At 64.0% G+C, this 19190-nt stretch carries 26 protein-coding genes and 1 pseudogene; all 27 read left to right on the top strand.

The genetic code is table 11. The features are described from left to right. Nucleotides 1-2 precede the first annotated feature (2 nt). Nucleotides 3-404, top strand: coding sequence for a head-tail connector protein (locus RI03_RS17565; RefSeq protein ID WP_010218931.1), 402 nt, complete (start codon nt 3-5; stop codon nt 402-404). Further along, nucleotides 404-754: a phage head closure protein gene (locus RI03_RS17570; protein ID WP_010218932.1), complete on the top strand. Its 351-nt coding sequence runs from the start codon at nt 404-406 to the stop codon at nt 752-754. The genes RI03_RS17565 and RI03_RS17570 overlap by 1 nt, the downstream gene beginning before the upstream one ends. Then, nucleotides 754-1263 (top strand): HK97 gp10 family phage protein, encoded by a 510-nt coding sequence (locus tag RI03_RS17575; protein ID WP_010218933.1) that lies wholly within the window; start codon nt 754-756, stop codon nt 1261-1263. The genes RI03_RS17570 and RI03_RS17575 overlap by 1 nt, the downstream gene beginning before the upstream one ends. Next, nucleotides 1256-1645 carry a tail completion protein gp17 gene (gene gp17 / locus RI03_RS17580; RefSeq protein ID WP_026046827.1) on the top strand — a complete coding sequence of 130 codons (390 nt, stop codon included), beginning with the start codon at nt 1256-1258 and terminating at the stop codon, nt 1643-1645. The genes RI03_RS17575 and gp17 overlap by 8 nt, the downstream gene beginning before the upstream one ends. 63 nt (nt 1646-1708) lie before the next feature. Then, on the top strand, nt 1709-2134 hold the full coding sequence (locus tag RI03_RS17585; RefSeq protein ID WP_010218935.1) for a hypothetical protein: 426 nt from the start codon (nt 1709-1711) through the stop codon (nt 2132-2134). Between the two features lie 33 nt (nt 2135-2167). Then, on the top strand, nt 2168-2446 hold the full coding sequence (locus RI03_RS17590) for a hypothetical protein (RefSeq protein ID WP_010218936.1): 279 nt from the start codon (nt 2168-2170) through the stop codon (nt 2444-2446). Then, nucleotides 2443-2871: a GTA-gp10 family protein gene (locus tag RI03_RS17595; RefSeq protein ID WP_010218937.1), complete on the top strand. Its 429-nt coding sequence runs from the start codon at nt 2443-2445 to the stop codon at nt 2869-2871. Before RI03_RS17590 ends, RI03_RS17595 begins: the two co-directional genes overlap by 4 nt. Then, complete coding sequence (locus RI03_RS22865; RefSeq protein WP_010218938.1) at nt 2871-2990, top strand: phage tail assembly chaperone; 120 nt, start codon at nt 2871-2873, stop codon at nt 2988-2990. The genes RI03_RS17595 and RI03_RS22865 overlap by 1 nt, the downstream gene beginning before the upstream one ends. Before the next feature lie 12 nt (nt 2991-3002). Further along, the gene (locus RI03_RS17600) at nt 3003-6665 is read left to right on the top strand and encodes a phage tail length tape measure family protein (RefSeq protein ID WP_010218939.1); all 3663 of its coding nucleotides are present in this window, start codon (nt 3003-3005) and stop codon (nt 6663-6665) included. Beyond that, nucleotides 6665-6976 (top strand): hypothetical protein, encoded by a 312-nt coding sequence (locus RI03_RS17605; protein WP_010218940.1) that lies wholly within the window; start codon nt 6665-6667, stop codon nt 6974-6976. The genes RI03_RS17600 and RI03_RS17605 overlap by 1 nt, the downstream gene beginning before the upstream one ends. After that, nucleotides 6973-7257: a hypothetical protein gene (locus RI03_RS22345; protein WP_010218941.1), complete on the top strand. Its 285-nt coding sequence runs from the start codon at nt 6973-6975 to the stop codon at nt 7255-7257. Before RI03_RS17605 ends, RI03_RS22345 begins: the two co-directional genes overlap by 4 nt. Further along, nucleotides 7257-7844: a hypothetical protein gene (locus RI03_RS17615; protein WP_010218944.1), complete on the top strand. Its 588-nt coding sequence runs from the start codon at nt 7257-7259 to the stop codon at nt 7842-7844. The genes RI03_RS22345 and RI03_RS17615 overlap by 1 nt, the downstream gene beginning before the upstream one ends. A gap of 14 nt (nt 7845-7858) precedes the next feature. Further along, nucleotides 7859-8281, top strand: a complete 423-nt coding sequence (locus RI03_RS17620) for a DUF6950 family protein (RefSeq protein WP_138995712.1) — start codon at nt 7859-7861, stop codon at nt 8279-8281. Between the two features lie 273 nt (nt 8282-8554). Continuing rightward, nucleotides 8555-11875 carry a phage tail protein gene (locus RI03_RS17625; RefSeq protein ID WP_170318400.1) on the top strand — a complete coding sequence of 1107 codons (3321 nt, stop codon included), beginning with the start codon at nt 8555-8557 and terminating at the stop codon, nt 11873-11875. After that, complete coding sequence (locus RI03_RS17630; RefSeq protein ID WP_010218947.1) at nt 11872-12288, top strand: hypothetical protein; 417 nt, start codon at nt 11872-11874, stop codon at nt 12286-12288. The genes RI03_RS17625 and RI03_RS17630 overlap by 4 nt, the downstream gene beginning before the upstream one ends. After that, nucleotides 12285-12563: a hypothetical protein gene (locus RI03_RS17635; protein WP_010218948.1), complete on the top strand. Its 279-nt coding sequence runs from the start codon at nt 12285-12287 to the stop codon at nt 12561-12563. The genes RI03_RS17630 and RI03_RS17635 overlap by 4 nt, the downstream gene beginning before the upstream one ends. Before the next feature lie 23 nt (nt 12564-12586). Beyond that, the gene (locus tag RI03_RS17640; RefSeq protein WP_010218949.1) at nt 12587-12865 is read left to right on the top strand and encodes a hypothetical protein; all 279 of its coding nucleotides are present in this window, start codon (nt 12587-12589) and stop codon (nt 12863-12865) included. Nucleotides 12866-12911: 46 nt separating this feature from the next. Further along, nucleotides 12912-13298 carry a hypothetical protein gene (locus RI03_RS17645; protein ID WP_010218950.1) on the top strand — a complete coding sequence of 129 codons (387 nt, stop codon included), beginning with the start codon at nt 12912-12914 and terminating at the stop codon, nt 13296-13298. Beyond that, on the top strand, nt 13295-13870 hold the full coding sequence (locus tag RI03_RS17650) for a glycoside hydrolase family protein (protein WP_010218952.1): 576 nt from the start codon (nt 13295-13297) through the stop codon (nt 13868-13870). Before RI03_RS17645 ends, RI03_RS17650 begins: the two co-directional genes overlap by 4 nt. Before the next feature lie 20 nt (nt 13871-13890). Next, entirely contained in the window at nt 13891-14271 is a 381-nt protein-coding gene (locus RI03_RS17655) for a hypothetical protein (protein WP_170318401.1), read from the top strand. A 246-nt stretch (nt 14272-14517) separates the two neighbouring features. Further along, nucleotides 14518-14862 (top strand): hypothetical protein, encoded by a 345-nt coding sequence (locus RI03_RS24165; protein WP_170318402.1) that lies wholly within the window; start codon nt 14518-14520, stop codon nt 14860-14862. Between the two features lie 27 nt (nt 14863-14889). After that, the gene (locus RI03_RS17665; protein WP_010218956.1) at nt 14890-15264 is read left to right on the top strand and encodes a hypothetical protein; all 375 of its coding nucleotides are present in this window, start codon (nt 14890-14892) and stop codon (nt 15262-15264) included. Beyond that, complete coding sequence (locus RI03_RS17670) at nt 15261-15563, top strand: hypothetical protein (protein ID WP_010218957.1); 303 nt, start codon at nt 15261-15263, stop codon at nt 15561-15563. The genes RI03_RS17665 and RI03_RS17670 overlap by 4 nt, the downstream gene beginning before the upstream one ends. Before the next feature lie 66 nt (nt 15564-15629). Beyond that, the gene (locus RI03_RS17675; protein WP_081504251.1) at nt 15630-16523 is read left to right on the top strand and encodes an Ig domain-containing protein; all 894 of its coding nucleotides are present in this window, start codon (nt 15630-15632) and stop codon (nt 16521-16523) included. Further along, on the top strand, nt 16520-17662 hold the full coding sequence (locus RI03_RS17680) for a glycoside hydrolase family 30 protein (protein WP_010218959.1): 1143 nt from the start codon (nt 16520-16522) through the stop codon (nt 17660-17662). The genes RI03_RS17675 and RI03_RS17680 overlap by 4 nt, the downstream gene beginning before the upstream one ends. A gap of 17 nt (nt 17663-17679) precedes the next feature. Further along, a complete protein-coding gene (locus RI03_RS17685; protein WP_170318403.1) occupies nt 17680-18750 on the top strand; it encodes a putative Ig domain-containing protein in 1071 nt (356 codons plus the stop codon). A 25-nt stretch (nt 18751-18775) separates the two neighbouring features. Then, nucleotides 18776-19190: pseudogene (locus RI03_RS17690) on the top strand (IS5 family transposase); the annotation flags it as partial.

The following is a 19190-nucleotide window of genomic DNA, read 5'->3' on the forward strand; positions in this document are numbered from 1 at the left end:
CGATGACCGTCGACCAGATGCGGGCCATTATCGGTGCGGGCCCCGATGTGCCGGATGAAGAAGTCATCGTCCGGTACGGAAGCTTCGCCGCGGCGCAAGCCGATCGTGGTCTGCCGATCGAGGAGGTTCGCGCTCAAGTCCGCCTCGAGCGGACCGACTCCTCGGAGGATAGCTACCTCAACCTGCTGATCCTGGCAGCGGCGCGCGCGGTGCGCAACGAGTTGAAGCGCCCCGTCGACCTCACACTTGATGACCCCGACAATGACGTCATCAAGGTCGCGATGCTGCTGCTCATCGCTCACTGGTTCGACAGGCGCGAGCCGGCTTCAGTCGGCTCGCAAAGCTCAGAGCTTCCGTTCACCGTCACGTTCCTGCTGGACCCTATCCGAAAGTGGGTGTGCTGATGGCTGCGCTCGGGTTGGCCAGCCGCCTCAAGCACAAAGTTACGATCCAAGAGCCAAACGTGGTCGACAACGGCAAAGGCGGCCGCAAGACCCCGGCTGGTGAAGCCGCATGGAAGGATGTTGCGACTAACGTACCCGCCGAGGTCTATCCGCTGCGCGGCGGGGAAGCGCTCAGCCTCGGTGTGCAGCGCGCGACCCAAATCTACCGCGTCACGATCCGCAAGCGTCAGGGTCTGACCCCCAAGCATCGGCTGCTCTGGCAGGGCATGGTCCTCGACATCAAAACTGCCCCGCCATGCACCGATGGGCAGTCAAACGTGATGACCTGCGAGAGCGGAGCGATCGGCTGATGGCGCGCTCGAAGCTGCGAGGCATTGGCCGTTTCAAGCGTCTGCTGCGGCGTATGCCCGAAGCGGCCCGCGGTGAAATCGTCGTCGAACTGAGTGTGACCGGCCGTCAGATCAAGCAGGCCATACAGGCGAAGGCACCCCGGAAAAGCGGTGCGCTTCGAGAGGGCATCGAAAGCAAGGTGCTACCGAAGTCGCTGCGGCTTCAGGTTGGCCTCTTGGGCGGCCGACGCGGGAACCGGGATCTGTTCTACGGGCGCATCCAGGATCTTGGTCGCAAGGCTCAGGTGGTTCGAGTGCTCCGCCGACACAGCGACTTCGCGCACACCTTCAACCGGAACGGCACCCGGAAAAAGACCGTCGAGTCGGCCTACCTCATGCGGGTGCGGGCGATGGCGCCGAAGCGGTTCATCACCGGTCGCTTTCCTGAACTTCGCCAGGCGTTGAACGCCAACCTGCGCGGTATTCTAACCCGCTCGCTAAGCCGCATTGCCGGAGGTTCTGATGAGTAAAGCGAAGGCGATGGTTGAAGCGGCTGCATTCGTAGCGCTGGATACCGGCATCACCGGGGCAACGGTTTTTCAGGATGCCCCGGAGAACGCCCCGACGCCGCTAGTGATCATCGGTGACCTGAAGAGCGCCCGGCTGCCACTTAAGGGGGCCGACGCTGACCGCCGCGTAACGATCGCGATTGTTACCATAGTGGAAGCTGAGGAGCGTGCGCCGCTGCTCGCGTTGCAGGAGCAGATCGAGGACGCGCTGGATGGTCAGAACCTCGAGCAAGACGGCTGGACGCTCGCATTCGAGTTCGAGGACGACGACGCCGTCCTGAGCGAGGATGGCTCAACTTACACCGGCATCACCAGCTTCACCGTGCTCGCGATCGCGCCTTAGCCCCCCCTTTCCACGCAACCTACCCGCCGCGCATCGCCCGCGCGCATTCACAGGAGAATCACCATGGCAAAGAAACTCGGCAGTGATTACCGCTTGTTTGTCCAGTCGACGACGGCTGGCACGTTCAACCAGCCCGCAGGTCAGGGCAATCTCAGCATTGATCGCGGCAAGGCGTTCTCGTCGAACGCGACCAAGGATCAGGAGGGTGTCGACACCCAGGCGCCGGGCTTGCGCACCCTGACGATCAAGCAGGATCTGACGCCCGATCTGCCGGACGCCAACGGCTACACTCGGATCGAGACGCTCGACAAGTCGAACGCCGCCGAGGTTTACCAGATCCGGAAGAAGCCGTTCGCGACCGGCGACATCGTGTTCGAATGCTCGATGTACACCTCGATCGATAGCTCCGGCTTCGACCAGGGCGCGAGCGTCAAGTCGCCGCTGACGCTGCAACCGGCTGCACAGCCGACGATCGACACGCTCCAGTAAGCGCGACGCCGCCCCTCCCATAAGGATCCCCGGATGATCAAGATCAATGGCAATTCTCTTCCGACCAGCAAGCCGCAGGATCTGGACGAACAGCTGATCGCCTCGACCGGCCACGGCGTGCGCGAGGTGCATGCGTTGCTCGGCGGAGGGCCCGGGCTTGCTGCTCGTGCCCTCGCCCCGTTCCTCGGCAAGGACGCCCCTGCGCTGAACGAACTCGCCTGCGATATCGCAGCGGACCCGGATTCCATCGGCGCGATCGCTAAGCTGTATGCGCTGCCGGCGGACGTGGTCGTAGAGGTCACCGCGCAGTGAGCGACCTCGATACTGCAGCGTTCGCGAACGCGGATCGGGGTGAGCTTTCCCTGATCCTCGACGGCGCTACCATGGTGCTGCGCCCTACCTTCGAGGCGCTGACTGAGATCGAGCAGACTCTCGACCGCGGCTTGGTGGATCTGGCGCGAGATGCCTTGGCTGCGAAGCTGAAGCTAGCCGAGACGGCGCAGATTGTCACCGCTTGCGTCCGCGCCTGGGGCAAGGAGGCAGGGGACAAAGGCGCGTCGGGAGCGAACGCAACCCGCATCGCCCGTTTGATCGTCGACAGCGAAGGCGGCCTTCATAACGCACTGCGTACCGTCGGCGCGCTGCTCTCGCTCGCGGTCACCGGCGGGTACACCGCATCGGGGGAACTGAAGCCGTCGACGATGACGACGACGGAGAAAGCCCCCGTCGACGGCTGATGGGCACGGCCGTCGTCCTGCTGGGATGGCGGCCGGGCGATTTCTGGCATTGCACACCGGTCGAGTTCTGGACCGCGATGAAGGCGTTTGAGCGCGCCAATCCCCCGAACCCATCCTGACAGGAGGCGTCTATGGCTGATCAGACTGAACGCCTGCTGTTGCAGGTCGACGCCGCGACCGAGTTGCTGCGTCGCAATCTGGCTGAGGGCGAGAAGCCGCTCGACCGGTTCGAGAAGCGTGCCGCGAAGATGGCGGAGAACGTCGACGGCTCGATCAGCAACATGGGCAAACGCTTCAGTGCGTTCGCCGAGCTTGCGGATACCGCGGCAACACGCGCGCAGAAGTCGTTCGAGGCCAGCTTCAGCCAGGTTCAGCGGCTCGCCGCCACGGCAATCAAGGGTCCGACGATCGATGGCGGCATCAATCTGGGTGCCGACGATATCCGTGCCGGCGCAGCTGCCGCGCAGGACCAGGCTCGAGCGTTCGCGTTGATCGGCGAGGCGGCGGAACGCGCGGCGGCCGCCGAACGCGACACGTCGGAAGCGACGCGCCTATTCATCCAGGCCACGAACGCTTCCCGCATCGAAGCCGAACAGAAGGCAGCCGCCCTTCTGGCTGAGGCAGGCGCGCTGGAACGCGTCGAGATCGAGCTACGGCAGAGCGCTGAGGCGACCGAACTCTTCGTCACGAAGCATCAGCGGATCGCCGAGGCGGCGGCTGAACAGCAGCGCCTCTCCACCGCGACTGCTGAGACCGCTCGGGAACAGAAGGCTTTGGGTGCGTCCGCGGACGCCCTGCGCGCCTCGATCGACCCAATGTATGCGGCACAGCAGCGGTTCGATGCAGAACTGACGCGTGCCGAGACGCTGCTGTCGGCTGGAACGATCAGCACCCGCGAGTATGATGCGGCTGTGCGCGTTGCCACCGCGGCCTTGCAGGCACACGCCGCCACGGTGACGGGCGTTGTGGAGCAGGATCGCTTGCTCGCCGCGAGCGCGGAAGAGGCGGCCCGCGGACAGCGCGCGCTTGCGGCCGCAGCCGATATTGTGCGCGCCGAACTCGATCCGATGTTCCTTGCGCAAAAGCGGTTCGACGACGAGTTGAACCGTGCCGACAGCCTTCTGGCGGCAGGTGCGATTCATCAGCGCGAGTATGCCGCGGCAGTCGAACAGGCGCGTGCCAACCTTTACGCACATGCGCAGTCCGTCGCCGGTAGCGGATCGGGTACGAAGGCGCTGTCGACCAACACGAATGCCCTGCGGTACGCGATGCAGGGCCTGTCCTATCAGGTGCAGGACACGTTCACCCAGTTGAGCATGGGCGCGAACGTCCTCCAGGTCGTTGCTATCCAGGGTGGCCAAACGGCTGGCCAATTTGCCAACCTCGAGGGCAAAGCGGGATCGTTCGCCCGGTTCATGATCGGCCCGTGGGGATTGGCCATTACCGGGGCGCTGTTGATCCTCGGGCCACTCACGAAGGGCATGTTCGAGTTCAGTGACGCCACGAACGACGCGGTTGAAAAGCTGAAGAAGGACGCGATCGAGAGCGATGTCACTGCCCGCGCGAAAGCCCGGTTCGCCGGCACTGTCGAAGGGCTGACGGGGGCTCTCAAGGATCAGGACAAGGCGCTTCGTCAAACGGCTGACAGCGAGCGGTCGTCGGCCGAGCGCGCCAATATCGCGGCGCGTGCGAAGCGCGACGAGGCTCTCGCAATCCGACAAACGACGGTTGCTCGCCTGGCGGAAGCCGAGGCGCGGCTTGGCGACTTCTCGTCGACCGGCGGTACAACTGGTGCGGCTGCGCTTCAGAATCAGGCTCGAAGCGATCAGGTCAACAAACTGAAGGCTGAGCGGACGAAGGCTGAGGCTGCCGTCACCGCGGCCGAGCACCAGCTGAATGTGACCCGGGTCGACCTCGCGGCGGAGCAAGCTGCGACCTCGATCGATCCAGTTCGATCCGTAACGAAGGCGATCGACGACAAGATCAGCGCGCTCAAGAATGAGCTGCGCACGCAGGCTCGGCTCGGTCAGGTCGTCGGCGCAGAATCATTGAAGCGGCTCCGGGAACTGGAAGCCCAGAAGAAGGCCGCAACCGATCTGGCGCAGGCCAACCAGCGCGCGGCGAATGCCAAGCCGAACAACAACCAGATCGGCCGCGAGGTCAATGTGGCCGAGGCCACCAGCATCATTGCGGGTATCGGCGGGCATGTGACCAGCGGTCTACGCTCGAACGAACGGCAGGCGCAGCTGTATGCCGACAAGCTCGCCGGTCGGCATGCCGGACCGGTCGCCAAGCCAGGCACGAGCGACCACGAGCGCGGCCAGGCGATCGACGTCGCTTACGGCCCCGGCATCAGCGTCGCATCGATCCGGCAGGCATTTGCCAAGGAAGGCGTCGCGATCCGTCAGCTGATCGACGAGCGCGACCAGAAGGTGTTCCACGTCGCCTTCGGCAAGAAGGGGCCGAACCAGCAGACGGTCGACAGCCAGGCGGAACGCGCGCGGCAGAAGGTGTTGAACGACGACATCGCCTACAGCCAGGAAGAGCAGCAGGCCCGGCAGCGGCTCACGGCGGCAACGCGCAAATCAGCCCAGACCGAGGATCAGCGCGACGCCGAACTGGTCGCAAGCATCAACGCCGAGGCCGACAGTCGCAAGCAGAAGATCGATCTGCAGCAGGACAAAGGAATGTCCAAGGCGCGGGCGGACAATCTGCGCTCGTTGAACGAACAGACCCGCACGCAGGAGTTGCAGAACGCTGCGGCCGACCGCGCAACGCGAGTCATCGAGCAGCGCTACAACGTCGACAAACAGAACCTCGAGTCACAGGTCGCACTGCTCCGCATCAGCGAGGACATGGCGCCGACCGAGCGCGATCGGCGTCGCATTGCCGAGCAGATCCTCGAGGCCGAGCAGACGCTTCGCCGTCAGGCGCTCGAGCGCGTGCGCGACACCTCGAAGGATCCGGAAGCGGTCATGTCGGCGCAGCGTTCGCTCAGCGCGCTGCCAGCGCTGGAAGGTGCCGAGCGCGGCCAGCTTGCCCGGCAGAACGCGTCCCCGCTCGATGCCTACCGGGACCGCCTCAAGTCGGCGACCGCCGATACCAACGCTGCGCTTCAGGGCGTCGCGGTCAACGCGCTCGGCTCGCTTGAGAGCAGCGTGTCCTCGTCGATCGGCAAAGTGCTCAAGCTGAAAGGCGCGTTCGGCGAGATGGCGTCGAGCATCATCGCCGACCTGGCACGGATCGCGATCGAAAAGGCGATTGTCAGTGTGATCGGAAGCCCGCTCGGCTTTGCCAACGGCGGTTCCCTTGGCGGCATCCCTGGGCGCGCGGATGGCGGATCGTTGGGCGGACTGATCAGCGGACCTGGGCACGGCCGTTCCGACAGCATCCTTGCGCTGCTTTCGGGCCCGGGGGGCGGCGCAGTGCGGTTGTCCAATCGCGAGTTCATCATGAACGAAGGCGCGGTGAACTATTACGGCGCGAGCGCCATGGCCGCGATCAACGCGCGCCGCCTGCCGCGCTTCGCCAATGGCGGATCGCTCGGCGGGTCGCCGTCCCTGCCCAACCTGCGCGCGCCGCGCCTGCCCGCAGCGGCGTACGGTGCTGGCGCATCCCGGCGCATGCAGCTCGACGGCAACATCACCGTCAGTCCGAGTCCGGAGTTCGACGCCAAGATCGAAGGTGTCACCCTGCGCACGGTTGGCGCGACTGCGGAGCCGATCATGGCCGGCGCGACTGCGCGCACGATGCGCAAGCTCAACAGGCCGGAACTACCGGGGGGGTTCGACTGATGCTGATCACCATCCCGTCCGACCCCGTCGCGTCCGATATCGATTGGACGATTGACCAGCCCGGCCAGGCCAACCGGGGAGAGTTCACCGCGAAGCGGCGGGTTACCCTTTTAAGCGCAGCTCCGCGTTGGTTCGCTAAGGTCACCCTGCCCGCGATCACCGGTGAAGACCGCGTGTTCGAATGGCGCGCGTTCGTGGTCGACTGCGACGGCATCGCCAACAGCTTTCGAATCATTGCTTGCGAGAGGGACCAGATCGCCGGATCGTTGGACGTTCGCGTGAAGGGCGCCGATCAAGGCGACACTTGTTGATCACGTCCGGATGGGGCGCGGCTGGGCTCAAACTCAAACGCGGACAATTTATCACGCTGGGCGACCAGTTGCTGATGCTTAATGCCGCGGTCGTGGCGGACGGTGACGGCAACGCCACGCTTGCGGTTAAACCGTACATTCGGGTGGTGCCGGCGGACAAAGCGCCCATCGAGGTCAAGCGCCCCTACGCGGTGATGGCGATGTCGGATCCAAAGAACGGCTGGAAGGTCGGCATCGGACAGAAGTACGGCGTTTCGTTCGACTGCGAAGAGGCTTTCTGATGGATAGCCGCCCCGACGATGCCGCCAACGCCGCCCTTTCGGCAACGGTTCGCAAGCCAGTCACCTTTTGCTTTCTGGACCTTGCCGACGGTCCGATCCGGGTCACCAACGCACCGTACAGCTTCGCATTCGCCGGGACGGGCGATGAGGATCTTGACGGCTTCACCTTCACCGCGATCGATCCGCGCGTCGTGTCGGTCGGCGCGGTGAAGGCGCGTGAGGGCGGCACCGATACGCTGTCGCTCCAACTGTCCGGCCTCGCTGGCGTCGACGACGAGCTGATGACGCAGATCGGCAACCGAGCAAACTATGTCGGCCGTGACTGCCGCCTCTGGCGCGCAATGCTCGACCCGCAGCAGCTGACCCGGATCGGCGCGATCTGGTCGTATTACACCGGCTACATGTCAGTCCCGAAGATCGTCGGTGATCGCACAAGCCAGACGATCAATCTCGACGTCGAATCGTACCTCGCGTTCTTCAGCCAGGCGTCGAACCGGACTTATCTCGATCAGCAGAGCTACGACCCGAACGACCGGTCGGCCGAGCTCGCGATCGCGATCGCCAATGGCGCCAACCGAAAATCCTGAACGGGGAGTCGATTATGTACCGTCTACCCGATTGGGAAACGCGCCTCGCCGCGTATCTCGAACCTCTTCGCGCGCTCCCCTTCGCATGGGGGCAGCATGATTGCTGCACTTTCGCGGCTGGCGCGGTAAAGGCCATGACCGGTACGGATCCGATGCCGGAATTTCGCGGCCACTACACGACCCCGCGCGGCTCGGCGCGGGCGCTGCGCCGGTTCGGCGCAGGGACCTTGCCGGCCACGCTGAACAACAAGTTCGAGACGGTTGATCCGTCGCTCGCGCACCGCGGTGACATTATCATGTCCGACGGGCTGCTCGGCATTTGCCTAGGCCCGTTCCTCGTCGCGGTCGGTGCCGAAGGCGATCGCGAGGGACTGGTGCGGATCGACCGCAACCGCTGGGTCGCGCCCCGCGCCTGGCACGTTCGGTTCGGTCTGTAGCGGATGGCCAAGGCCCTAAAATTTGCTGCTCTCGCGGTTGGCGCTGTCGCTCTGATCGCGACCGGTGTTGGCGCCGTTGCGCTCGGCGGGCTTGCTGGGTCGCTCACCATCGCCGGTGTTTCGACTAGCACCTTGCTGCTCGCTTCGGCTGGCCTGTCTGTCGCTGCCGGGCTCCTTCAGAAAGCTCCGAAGGTCACCGCGTCGCAGACGGACCGGCTGACTGCCAGCATTGACCCCCGGGCTTTCCGCAAAACGGTGCTCGGACAAACCGCGATGCCGGTCGACGTCCGGTACGAGGAGTGGTCGGGCAACAATCAGGAGTTCTGCGACTGGATCGTTGCTTTCGCCAGCCATGCGATCGACGGGCTTGAGGAGGTATGGCTCGATACCGAGTTGGCGTGGTCGGCGACGACCGGCTACTCTGCGAAGTACAACGGCTATTTCTCGATCCCGAACCTCGTGCTCGATGGCACCGGCCAGAACGCCTTCACGTTCGGCAGCGGCCAATGGAACCACAACACTGCCCGCCTGACCGGCTGCGCATACGCGCGCTTCCGCTTCAAGGTGACCGGGAACAACAAGAAGGCAGAGAGCCCCTTCTCGAGCGGGATCCCCAGCAGGATCACCGCCATCGGGCGCGGCGCCAAGCTGTACGATCCGCGCCGCGACAGCACCGTTGTCGGCGGGTCGGGCCCGATGCGCTGGAACGACCAGTCGACTTGGCGCTTCACGACCGACGACGGCATCGTGATCGGCGAGAACCTGCCGCTTCAGATCCTCCGCGTCATTCTTGGCTGGCGGATTAAAAATCCGAGCAACGGCGTGATGAAGTTGGCAACCGGCGCGGGCGTACCCGGGCGGCGCATCAGTTTTCAGTCGTTCCAGACTGCCGCGAACCTCGCCGACGAACTCGTCAACCGCGCAGCCGGCGGGAACGAGCCGCGCTACCACGGCGCGAGCGTGATCTCCGAAGGCGACGACCAGAAGACCGTCCTCGATATGCTTTGCTCGGCATGCTGCGGGCGGTTCCGCGACACAGGCGGCAAGCTGGCGCTCGCGATCTCCCACAACGATCTCGCGGCGGCGGCGGTCGATGACGGCTTGAACGATGACGATGTCGTCGGCGCGTTCACCTGGGATCCCGATCCTTCGCTCGAATCAACGCCGAACGTGGTCCGCGGCCGGTACGTCGACGCAACGTCGGCCTCGCTGTACCAGCTGATCGACTATCCCGAGGTTCGGTTGCCCAGCCCGGACGGGCAGGATCGAATTCTGACGCTCGACCTTGGCGTCGTCGAGAGCCCGAGCCACGCGCAGCGCGTCGCTAAGCAGGTCCTGCAGCGTCGGCAATACTCGCGCCAGTTCGCCGCACCGTTCGATATCCGCGCGTGGAAATACACCGTCGGCGACGTGCTGCCCTTCACCTTCGCCCCGCTGGGGTTCCGCCGCGGAGTGTTCCGCGTGAAGGAGCAGGAGCTCGGGCAGAACGGCACCTGCAACATGGTGCTGACCTTCGAGACGCCAGCCTTTTATCAGTGGGATGCAGACGACTCTTTGCCGGTCCAGGGTGCCGAGCCGATCGTCTACGACAGCACGAACAACCCGCTGATCCTGGCGATCGACGACGCAGCGACCACGGCGTTCTGGAACGGCGTAACCGGCGACGGCAAGCCAGCGGACAACGCCACGAACAGCGCAGATCCGAACAGTCCTTTCGGCTCGGGTACCGTCAGCCAGTTTGAAACGGAAGTCGCCGCGGCCAAGGCGCAGTTGGCCTACATCGACGGCGAGATCGTCACGATCAATAAGGCGGTCGCTGACGCAGACGACCGCATCGACGCTGCCGACAAGGATGCGAAAGACGCACTCGCATCGGCGGTCGACATCCTCAATGACAAGGATGCAAAGCTTAGCGAACGCATCGATAGCGTGGAGGCAGACGGCGGTTATGACGACACGTCGGTGCGGGCGGAGATCAAGCGCGTCGATGACGCGGCGGTAACACGCGATGGTACGATCGCCCGACAGATCGACAGCGTCATTACCGACTTTAAGGCAGGCGACACCGCAGCAAACAGCCGGATCGATCAAGTCGCGACGACTGCGTCCGATGCGAAATCGGCAGTCGGCAGCCTAAGCACCAGCGTTGATACCCGGTTCACGGGGGTGAACACGACGCTGACCAACTACAATGGCCGCCTTACGACGCTATCCACTGACCTCCAGGGCTATGCCAGCCGGACCGGGACGCTGGAGACGACCGTCGGACCGGCGGACGGCAGCAAGCAACCCCTCATGTCGCGCGTGACGACGGCGGAGAACGCGATCGCCAACTTCCCCGGCAGTTACGCTGCGGCGTCGCGCGCCGCTGCGCTTGAGGCGCAGGTCAACGGCGAGGCGGATAGCCGACTGCTCGGCCGTGCAAATGACCAGGCCACAGTGATCGCCGATGCAAAAGTTGGCGCGGTTGCGCAAAGCCTATCGACCCTGTCTGCCCGGATCCGTCAGGGGTCGCCGAACCTTTTGGTCAACAGCGACTTTCATGACGGGCGCAACTATTACGGGACAAGCGGCCCCGGCTGGTCAGTACAAAAAGGCTACTACCCAGGCACGTTTTTGCAGAAGGACGGCACTGAGCACGCTTACATGTGGCAGGACGTAAGCGTTCAAGGAAATGTGTCCTATTCTATCAGCGCCAACTTTGGCAACGATCAGCCGGACAGGGTTTTCCTGTATATTCAGTGGTTCGACGCGAACTATAACTACCTCGGCAACGGCCCCGATATTCGCAACCGCGGCGGTGGTTGGACCCGCGAAAAGAGCGTTAACCTAGTTGCCCCCTCGAACGCCGCAATAGGTCGTCTGATAATCGACACCAACGATAACGTTGGCGGCACGGGCCGTGTCAACAATCTCCAAATGCAAGAAGGCCCGGCTACCGATTACCAGCCCGATCAGTCGCTTGGCGTTATCTCAGCGTCGATCACACAACAAGCTGGCGCGCTCGCCGGGATCGACGGGCGCACGAGCGTCTACTGGTCGGTCACGGGTACGACCGCGGACGGCAGCACAAAGATCGAGCTGCTCAAGTCCGACGGCAGCGCTGGCCTCTTCTACATCGGTGCAAATCTGCTGGTCGACGGCAATGCGATCTTCAACGGCACCGTGACGATCCGCGCGCTCGACCGATCGACCATGACCGCGACCACGGCCGGGAGCGTGTCGGGCACCTATGGTGGCGCTGGCAACCCCTCACTCATCTACATTCCGAACCTTGGTGCCGATATGGCGATCAGGTCCGGCGGCTCGCTCTATTTCACCTTCACCGGTAACATCGCTGCGACGACGGACTCGAGCGGCTCCGTCTATGCTTCGTTCGAGGTCCTGAACGCGGCCGATAACAGCGTGCTCGCGAGCGTCCGCCTGCCGACGCCCGGGTTCGGGCCGAGTGGACGGCTCGACAACTTCGTCATCCGAATCCTGAATGTCTGGGGCGAACTGACGATCCGATGGCGGGTCGCCTCACGCACGACCGATCGGACCTGGTCCATCGTCCAGAACCCGCAATGCTCTGTCTATTGGACCGCGCTATGAACCACCTTGCCCTCTACGATATCGCAACCGGCGCGGTGGTCGGCACGATCTCGGCCGACATTGTGCCGGAGGCGGACGCCGGATTTGCGTACATCGAATACGACCCGCTGACGGATCCGCGCGGTTGGACGGTCGAGAATAATGCGCTTGTGCCGGCATCAGTGCCGGTGACGGTGTCGGTCCCGGTCCGCTACACCTTTAACGAGTGGGTCGATCTGTTCTCGCTGGCCGAGCAGGTCGCGATTGTCACGGCAACGATGTCGGATCCCTTGGCGAAGCTGATCTATGACCGAGCCCAGTCGGCATCCGGCAACATCGATCCCAAGGACGCGCGCACTCTTGAGGGCCTCGGATACTTGGTCAGCAAGGGTTGGGTGAGCACGGCCACACACGACCGGATCGCCGCGTTATGAAGCGGCTCGGGCGCTGGATCATCCAGTTCCTGATCGCGATCGACCAGTTCGCTTACGTGCTGCTCGCCGGGCCGTACTATCTCATCTTCGGCGGTGCCTGCCCCTCGGCGGATGAGACGATCAGCTCGCGCGTCGGCCGCGCAGCGATGGCCGGGGCTTGGTGGGGCAAGCCCTGCGCCTGGGCGATCGACCACCTCTTCATGCTGCTCGGATCGAAGCCCGGGCACTGCGCCCGCGCGATCGAGACGGCCTTCCTCGGCATGGCGCCGAAATAACTCCTCTTCGAAGGGACACTGCTATGTTCTGGCTGCGGCTCATCAACCTCGCAGGCTGGCTGCTTGTGCTCGCGTACATGGCACCAGCGGTCCTTGGCATTCTGCGGGGAAAGCCGCGCGACGGCGATCCACCCCGCCTGATTTACGCCGCGTTCGCGTTGTTGGTGGTCGGCTTCAACCTCCGTTTCCTCGCTCTTTCAGAGTCCGTCGCGTTTCACTTCGGCTTGCTGATCCTCAGCATCGTCGTTGCCGGGTTCACGATCCGCGCCGCGCGCGCATACGGGAGGGGCGCGCATGTCTAATCACCCGGTGACGGTTGCTGTTCAAGGCTGGACCTGGTCGGCGGGGTTGCTCGCTACCCTCAACGCGGTCGTGATCGGCGTCGCGGTCGCGCTGGTGAAGGCTTGGCCCGCTCTCAAGAAGATCGCGAACGATCGCGAAAAGACCGCGCTGGAAGCCCGCGGCGAAGACATGATCAAGATGAATGAGCGCGTCGCGGCGCTTGAGGCTCGGGTCGAAAGTGCATCGCAGGCCGCGCACTCCGCTGAGATGAAGCTCGTTTACGCGGTCAACGCCGTGCAGCTGCTGGCAGCCCCGATCCGTGCCGCCAACCCGAATGATCCGACACTGTTGCAGGCGATGGAACTGCTCGCGGCGGCAACCATCGGCGGGATGCCCGGCTGGGCCCCAAAGATTTCGGCCGAACTCACCAAAATCAAAGGTGTAGGCGAATGATGATCAACGGCAGCATCACCGCGCGCATTGCTTGCGAGCTCGCTGGGGCGGAAGGAATCGTTCCCGAGTGGTATCTCGACAGCGCGACACCTCCGGTCGGCACTTGGGGGATCGGCGTGACCGATTCATCGGGCCATCTGGTGGCGCGGTACAAGGACAAGCCCGCCACAATCAAGCGCGTGCTCGAGGTCTATATCTGGCTGCTGCGGACCACATACGGGCCTGAGGTGCTTGCGGCGTTCAAGGGACGCACGCTGACCGAGGCGCAGTTCGCGGCGGCGCTGTCGTTCCATTACAATACCGGCGCAATCGCCGCGACGGCTTGGGTGAGCCTGTTCCTGGCGGGCAAAGTCGCCGAGGCGCGGAAGTTCCTCGAAACGCACTATCTCAACGACGGCGACCTCAAGCCGCGGCGGATGGACGAAGCTGCCCTGTTCTTCGACGGGAAGTGGAAGCACCTCGACGGCATCGTCAACGTCTACCCGGTCAGCAAGCCGAGCTACCTGCCCGGGAGGCCGGTACGGGTCGATATTCGCGCCGACGTCGCCGCGGCCCTGGCGGCACAGTCGTGAGCGTCTTCACGAACCGTCGCGTGTCATGGACGTCGATCGCCATCATCGTCGGTCTGCCGGTGCTGCTGGCTTTCCTCGCCTGGCTGATTTGGATCCTGTCCGATCCCGTCAAATGGTGCAGCGTCCGCGTGGCCGACACGAAGCTCGCCACCAGTTCGATCGCTGACTGCACCTCGATCGAGATGGAGCTGATCAAGTGGCTCGGGTGGACCGCGGTCGGATTGCTCGGGGTCGTAGCGATCGCGTTCCTGACCATCGTCACGCGCGACTTGAAAGCCAAGATCGACGCGGAAGGCTGGGGCTTGAAGCTGCGCACCGGCGGCGATGCGGGTGAGGCGGCGGACCAGGTAGCCGGCGCGGCGGCGGATGCCGCTGCCGACATCAAGAGCGGTGTCGCATGACGGGCCTCGGAACATGGTTCGCCGCGCGCGCCGCGCAGATCGTCTTCATCCTCGGCGTCGCCGTCTTGGTCGCAACCGTTATTTCGATCCGCTCGTGCGGATCCGCGCAGACGGCGAAGACCGAGACCAAGCTCGCAATCGGCCAAGGGGCCGCAGCGATCGAGAGCGGGTCCGATGCGGTCAACACCGTTGGCAACGCCGCGGGCAACGAAACCGAGATCCATCAGACAGCGAAAGAGGGAACCCATGCGATTCAAGTCGCGCCTGCGGGCAACAGTAACGATGCCGCTGATCGCGCTGCTTGCCGGCTGCGCAGCTACCGTAATTCGGCCAAGTGCGTCACCCTGCTCGGCCCTGCTTCCTGACGAGTGGACGGTCGGCGTTGCGCCGGCAGCGCAGCCGGAGAGCGCCAAACTTGCGGACGGCCACGATGACGCCCGGCCTTGGCAGAGCGGCTTCGTTGAGCAGACCGGACAGCTGGAGGTTGCGAACGGCCGTTACACCGCCGCGGTCGGCATCGTCGGACGCTGCGAAGCTCGTGATGCTGCGGCAATCGCGAAAGCCCGCCCCAAGGTGCTCGGCATCTTCTGATCTGCCTCCAACACAGGAAGGATGCCCGTGGCCAATCCACCCGATATCAAGACATTCCCACGGCGCATCGATCCGAACATGCCGCGCCGGGGCTTCTATCCGGTGCTGACGCGCGGAAGCGAGGTCCGCGACATCCTCCAGCCCGGGGAGGAAGTCACGTCGTTCACAGTCACGCCGAACGCCGAGGCGACCGCTGCGGGGTTGGTGGTCATGACGGATGGCGATTTCGCGCCGCGCTATGCCGACCGGGTCTTTGCCTTCTGGGTCGAGATCGCGACGGCGATGCGCGGCAGTTCGATCTTCAACGGCACCGGCATCGTGTTGGGCGTGGAGCTCAGCTTCACCACCAATTTCCAGCAATCTGACCAGATCACGGTCGGCATCCGGGTGGTGAACAAATGACCGAAGAAACCGAAGGACTTGTACTCGGCGGGACCGTTCACAACGGCGAGCGCGTCCGCGCGACGTTCACCTTCTACCAGGGCATGGTTGGTATCCGCGATCGCGGCGACGTGCGGGAGGTGTCGTTCTTCGCCACTGCGAAGCCCTACACGCCCCTCAACGTCCAAGGCTTGGTCGACGGGAAGCTGGTCGAGGTTCTGACCATTGCCGAGCGCCACCTCGACGCAAATGGCACCGAACCGCGCCCCGGCGAAACGCGCGTCGTGACGCTGACCGTCGCGCCGGTCTGGCTCAACTAGGAGAACGCCGTGGCTCTCGCTCCGCTATCGCAGACGCTCGTCCTTACCGCGGACGGCTCCCCCTACTTGCTGACTGAAGCCGTCAAGATCCCGATTGGGGCGATAGCGCCTCCCCCCAGCCCGGAAACGACATACGCCAACTCGACCGAGATGTTCGCAAACCAGGACGGATTCCTAGCAAGCCTGACCGCCCTCCAGCAAAGGATGATCGCCTTGGATCCTGGGACTACCAGCTATCTCGTCGACTTTGGCACCGGGGCCAACACATCGACCGGAGACACGGTCTTCGCCGCGCTGACCAAGCTGCAAAACTGGATCGCAGCCGTTGAGGCGGTGGCAAACGCCCCGTCATTCTCCGGCAACCCGACGATCTCCCCAGCCAGCGGCGACACATCGATTACCTATACGGCCGCCGATCCGACAATCTTGAACGGCACGATCACTACCCGCCAGTGGCTGCTCGGGACCACCGTGATCGGGACCGGCACCACCATCGTCCCAGGCGCGGGCAACACCGGCCAGCTTACCCGAAAGTTGACCGGCACCGGGACGGATGGATCGACCATCACCTCAAAATCGACCGCAGTGACTGTGGCGGCGGCGGTACCGCCAGTTACGATCAGCGGGACACCCGGATCTGCCACGGTCGGCACCGCATACTTGTTCACGCCGACGACCAGCGGTGGCAGCGGCACGAAGACGTTTGCGCTCACCGGCACCCTGCCAGCGGGGCTGTCCCTTAACCCGACAACCGGCGCCATCAACGGCACGCCGACGGCGGCCGGCACGAGCTCCGGTCTCAATGTCACCGTCACCGACAGCAGCGGCAGCGCGAACCTTGGCAGCTTCGCGGTCACCGTGTCGGCGGCAACTACCCCCTCAACCGGAATACTCGCGAACGGCGTCTGGAATGACGCCGCGACGTGGGACGATACTCAATCTTGGAAGGATGCAGCATGACCGTACTCCCGCAGATCCTCAACGGCTCGGATGGTAAGAACGCACGCGATACGATCAACTCGCTCCTGCCGCAGGGCAAGTTCACCCCGACCCCGGTCGCATTGCGCACGCCCCTCAACATGTCCACGCTGATGCAGTCGACAACGATGACGGCGTTCGCACCGATGTCCGCGCTGCCTGGGACTGCCATCTTCGTCGACCCGACTGACCAGTACCAGCTGATGCACGGCGCGGGCGCGGCTCTTACCGAAAGCACCTGCTACGTCTTGAGCACTAACTGCACGCCGACGCAGCGCCGTGCAGCGTTGCAGGCGGCATTTGGTGATGACGGTTTCAGCACGTCGCGGATCTGCATCGGGACGAGCGACTTCACTCATCGCGGCACCGGCGGCTACTACACCTATGCGGACAATGACGACGGAAGCGATCTGACGCTCCCGAATTTTACGATCCAGAAGGACCTGGAGTATATCGTTCCGGTGCTGCGCGAGGCATTGTCGATCAATCCGCGGCTGAAGTTCATCGCAAGCCCGTGGTCGCCTCCGAAGTTCATGAAAACGATCAACTCGCTGATCGGCACTGTCGGCGGCGTGGTCAACAGGTTCAACGGCACCGCGAACAACTTCACCGCGTATGCCAACTATTTTGTGAAGTTCCTGAAGGCCTACAAGGCCTTGGGAATCCCGGTGTGGGCGGTGACGATCCAGAACGAGCCGCACTACGGTCCCGACAGTTATCCTGGTTGCGTCTGGAGCGGCGTCGATATGGCCGCGTTCATCAAGGTCCTGGGCCCGGCGCTGGCGCTCGCGGGTCTCGGCAGTGTGCGGATCCTGACCGGGGATATGAACTGGAAGGCAACGACCGGCTACAACGGCGCGAGCGGGGACCTGCTGCTCAACGTATGGGCCGACACACGGCGGCGGGTTACTGCGCCGGCGCGGCCTGGCATGGGTACAATACGGGCGGCTCCGTCAACGGGCAGCACGAGTTCGAGGATCAGCGCGCCAAGAACTGGATCAATCGCGAGATCCACTTCACCGAAATGTGCGCCGTCGGTGCGCTTTCGAACAGTCAGATTCTTCAGCAGCATTTGGCGAACGCCATCATCGGCGGCATCCGCGCAGGCGCCAGTTCTGTGACGTTCTGGAACCTCTTTTTGCAGCCGCTCAGCAACAGCCGCTACCAGCCGTTCGCACCGAATTATGCGCAGGTGGCGCCGTGCGCGACGATCTCGACCGATGGCAACGGCACCATGACCAGGCGGTCCGACTACATGGCTCTGGCGCATCTGTTGAAGGCCATGCAGCCCGGTGCCCGACGGTGCGCCAGCACCACGTTCGGCGTGGGCGAGACGGATCAGGACGTCCAGTCGGTAGCATTCGCCAACCGGGACGAGTCCGTCGGCGTTTTGCTTTACAACAACGGCTCCGCGAGCAAGACAATCTCGCTGGTCGATGCTCCGACCGGGTTCGTTTCGCTGCTCACCATCGCGGCTGGCGATATCGTCAGCGTGAATTATGTCGCGCCGCGCGGGGTAGCATCGGCAGTAACGATCGCGGCTCCCGGGGCACTAACGGCGCTTTCCGTAACCTCGACCAACGCGATCAACATGTTGACGTGGACGCCCCCGGCTGCGCCGGATGCAAGCGGGCTAAGCGGCTTCCTAATCCGACGCGGCACAGCCGCGGGGGTGATGACGCAAACGGTTGGCGCGGCCGGGCCGACGGCGATATCGTTCGCCGAGATTGATGGCACTCCCGGAACGCGATACTTCTATCAGGTCTTCGCGATCGCAGCTGGCGGGTTGAGCGCAACCAGCCCAGAGGCGGATGTGCTAACGTCCTCGGCAGCGGCTACGCCCGTTTCCATCAGCGGCACACCGGGAGCGGCAACTGTCGGCACGGCGTACAGCTTCACGCCAACCACAGCAGGTGGTAGCGGCACCAAGACGTTCGCACTGACGGGCACGCTTCCGCCTGGCTTGGCATTCGCTACCACGACCGGCGCGATCACCGGCACCCCGACGACCGCCGGCACGACTGCTGGTCTGAACATCACCGTTACCGACACTACGGGTAGCGCAAGCCTCGGCACGTTCTCGCTCGTAGTCGCGGCGGCAGGCGCGGCCTCGAAGCCGGGGCCTGGTCTTCTGGTATCGGACGATGTCGGCCAAGGCGTCGCTACGACGCTAGGGTCAGGACCCATTGATCTGAGCGGCTCGATCTGATTCAGGCTCCGTGAGGAGACCGAGGATGAGCGACCTGTACTGGCTGACCGACGAGCAGATGGCGCGGCTCGAGCCGTATTTTCCCAAGAGCCATGGCAAGCCACGGGTTGATGACCGGCGGGTGTTGAGCGGTATCGTGTTCGTCAACCGCAACGGGCTGCGCTGGTGCGATGCCCCTCGGGAGTATGGCCCACACAAGACGCTCTACAACCGATGGAAGCGGTGGGGCGAAAGGGGCGTGTTCCTGCGCATGATGGAAGGGCTGGCCGCCGCGAGCGCCACGCCCAAGACGATCATGATCGACGCGACCTATCTGAAGGCGCACCGCACGGCGTCCAGCTTGCGGGTTAAAAAGGGGGCCTTGGGCGCCTCATCGGTCGCACCAAAGGCGGTATGAATACGAAGCTGCACGCCGTCACCGATGCAGAAGGCAGACCGCT

This window comes from Sphingomonas sp. PAMC 26621 (assembly GCF_000251145.1).
Classification (GTDB): Bacteria; Pseudomonadota; Alphaproteobacteria; order Sphingomonadales; family Sphingomonadaceae; genus Sphingomonas.

Bases quoted from the DNA above. Each gene is read 5' to 3' on its own strand.
- RI03_RS17630 (WP_010218947.1), top strand. From the start codon at position 11,872: ATGAACCACCTTGCCCTCTACGATATCGCAACCGGCGCGGTGGTCGGC.
- RI03_RS17600 (WP_010218939.1), top strand. From the start codon at position 3,003: ATGGCTGATCAGACTGAACGCCTGCTGTTGCAGGTCGACGCCGCGACC.
- RI03_RS17650 (WP_010218952.1), top strand. From the start codon at position 13,295: ATGATGATCAACGGCAGCATCACCGCGCGCATTGCTTGCGAGCTCGCT.
- RI03_RS17585 (WP_010218935.1), top strand. From the start codon at position 1,709: ATGGCAAAGAAACTCGGCAGTGATTACCGCTTGTTTGTCCAGTCGACG.
- RI03_RS22865 (WP_010218938.1), top strand. From the start codon at position 2,871: ATGGGCACGGCCGTCGTCCTGCTGGGATGGCGGCCGGGCGATTTCTGG.
- RI03_RS17640 (WP_010218949.1), top strand. From the start codon at position 12,587: ATGTTCTGGCTGCGGCTCATCAACCTCGCAGGCTGGCTGCTTGTGCTC.
- RI03_RS24165 (WP_170318402.1), top strand. From the start codon at position 14,518: ATGCGATTCAAGTCGCGCCTGCGGGCAACAGTAACGATGCCGCTGATC.
- RI03_RS17625 (WP_170318400.1), top strand. From the start codon at position 8,555: ATGCCGGTCGACGTCCGGTACGAGGAGTGGTCGGGCAACAATCAGGAG.
- RI03_RS17565 (WP_010218931.1), top strand. From the start codon at position 3: ATGACCGTCGACCAGATGCGGGCCATTATCGGTGCGGGCCCCGATGTG.
- RI03_RS17605 (WP_010218940.1), top strand. From the start codon at position 6,665: ATGCTGATCACCATCCCGTCCGACCCCGTCGCGTCCGATATCGATTGG.
- gp17 (WP_026046827.1), top strand. From the start codon at position 1,256: ATGAGTAAAGCGAAGGCGATGGTTGAAGCGGCTGCATTCGTAGCGCTG.
- RI03_RS17590 (WP_010218936.1), top strand. From the start codon at position 2,168: ATGATCAAGATCAATGGCAATTCTCTTCCGACCAGCAAGCCGCAGGAT.
- RI03_RS17570 (WP_010218932.1), top strand. From the start codon at position 404: ATGGCTGCGCTCGGGTTGGCCAGCCGCCTCAAGCACAAAGTTACGATC.
- RI03_RS17680 (WP_010218959.1), top strand. From the start codon at position 16,520: ATGACCGTACTCCCGCAGATCCTCAACGGCTCGGATGGTAAGAACGCA.
- RI03_RS17635 (WP_010218948.1), top strand. From the start codon at position 12,285: ATGAAGCGGCTCGGGCGCTGGATCATCCAGTTCCTGATCGCGATCGAC.
- RI03_RS17575 (WP_010218933.1), top strand. From the start codon at position 754: ATGGCGCGCTCGAAGCTGCGAGGCATTGGCCGTTTCAAGCGTCTGCTG.
- RI03_RS17615 (WP_010218944.1), top strand. From the start codon at position 7,257: ATGGATAGCCGCCCCGACGATGCCGCCAACGCCGCCCTTTCGGCAACG.
- RI03_RS17620 (WP_138995712.1), top strand. From the start codon at position 7,859: ATGTACCGTCTACCCGATTGGGAAACGCGCCTCGCCGCGTATCTCGAA.
- RI03_RS17670 (WP_010218957.1), top strand. From the start codon at position 15,261: ATGACCGAAGAAACCGAAGGACTTGTACTCGGCGGGACCGTTCACAAC.